Origin of the sequence: Sphaerisporangium sp. B11E5, from assembly GCF_039871875.1 — a bacterium.
In the GTDB taxonomy this organism is placed as follows: domain Bacteria; phylum Actinomycetota; class Actinomycetes; order Streptosporangiales; family Streptosporangiaceae; genus Sphaerisporangium.
Genome location: NZ_JBDPMD010000124.1, coordinates 1 through 873 on the forward strand (window position 1 = coordinate 1; position 873 = coordinate 873).

Genomic DNA, 873 nt, shown 5'->3' on the forward strand with positions numbered 1-873 from the left:
GGGGTGGGGTGGGGGCGTCGAGGGCGGGGTCCTGGGTGAGGATGGCGTGGTGCAGGCGGGTGAGGCCGGCGCCGGGGTCGAGGCCGAGTTCGGTGGCGAGGTGGTCGCGCAGGTGGTGGTAGCTGTCGAGGGCTTCGCTCTGCCGGCCGGAGCGGTACAGGGCGCGCATGTGGGTGGCGCGCAGGCGTTCGCGCAGGGGGTGTTCGCGGAGGAGTTCGGTGAGTTCGTCGGCGAGCTGGGTGTGTTCGCCGAGGGCCAGGCGGGTCTCGGCGTGTTCCTCGCGGGCGGTGAGGTGTTGTTCTTCCAGGCGGGCGATGACGGGCCGGAGGAAGGGTTCGTCGCGGAAGTCGGCGTAGGCGGGGCCGCGCCACAGGGCGAGGGCGTCGGCGAGCCGGGCGGCTTTGGCGCGGGGGTCGGTGGTGGTGCGGGCTTGGGTGAGCAGGTCGGTGAAGCGCAGGTGGTCGGCGGTGGCGGTGTCGATGTGGAGGCGGTAGCCGGCGGGGTGGGCGGCGAGCAGGGCGCGGGCGCCGGGCTGGGCGTCTTCCAGGGCGCGGCGGAGCTGGGAGATCTTGGCGGACAGGGCGCCGGTGGCGTTGCCGGGGGGGTCGCCGGACCACAGGTCGTCGATGAGGCGGTCGGCGGGGACGGGCCGGCCGTCGTGGGCGAGCAGGTCGGCCAGCAGGGCGCGGACCTTGAGGCCGGGGATGGTGACCGGGTGGTCGTCGGCCGTCCAGGCCGTCAGCGGCCCCAGCACGCCAAAACGCATGGATGTCACGATAACGCCGGTCGGGGCGGGGTTTCACGGCGTCGCGCGGGGTGGTGTGGCGGGTTACGGGGTGTGGGCGGGGGGCCGTAAGGCGGTGGACAGCGGGC

The 873-nt window shown here is 74.8% G+C and carries 1 protein-coding gene; it reads right to left on the bottom strand.

What is annotated here, in order from left to right; genetic code table 11:
* Positions 1-766 (bottom strand): AfsR/SARP family transcriptional regulator (locus ABGB17_RS38820; protein WP_347639402.1); only part of this gene is annotated, 766 nt, incomplete at its 3' end.
* Between the last annotated feature and the right edge of the window lie 107 nt (positions 767-873).